A 235-nucleotide genomic window follows, 5' to 3' on the forward strand; every position below is an offset into this window, starting at 1 on the left:
TACCACTTTTAACTATTGAATTTGTTGGTATATATCCAAATTCTTTTAGTCTTACCCAACCAAGAGTAGGTATTTTGACCCTATGCCTTTCAATAGTCCAATCAGTTTTGTTATTCTTTGGAAAATACGCTTTAACATCTTGATTTTTCTTTTTCTTGAACTTAGGAAAACCTTTAGTTTTTTTAAAGAAATCTTTGAAGGCTTTATCTCCATTCATAATAGCTTGTTTTGTAGC

At 29.8% G+C, this 235-nt stretch carries 1 pseudogene; it reads right to left on the reverse strand.

From position 1 onward, the window contains the following. Nucleotides 1–217 (reverse strand): annotated as a pseudogene (locus KGF42_RS19655) (RNA-guided endonuclease TnpB family protein); the annotation flags it as partial. Between the last annotated feature and the right edge of the window lie 18 nt (nucleotides 218–235).

It is taken from the genome of Clostridioides sp. ZZV15-6383 (assembly GCF_020657735.1).
Taxonomy (GTDB): Bacteria; Bacillota; Clostridia; order Peptostreptococcales; family Peptostreptococcaceae; genus Clostridioides; species Clostridioides difficile_D.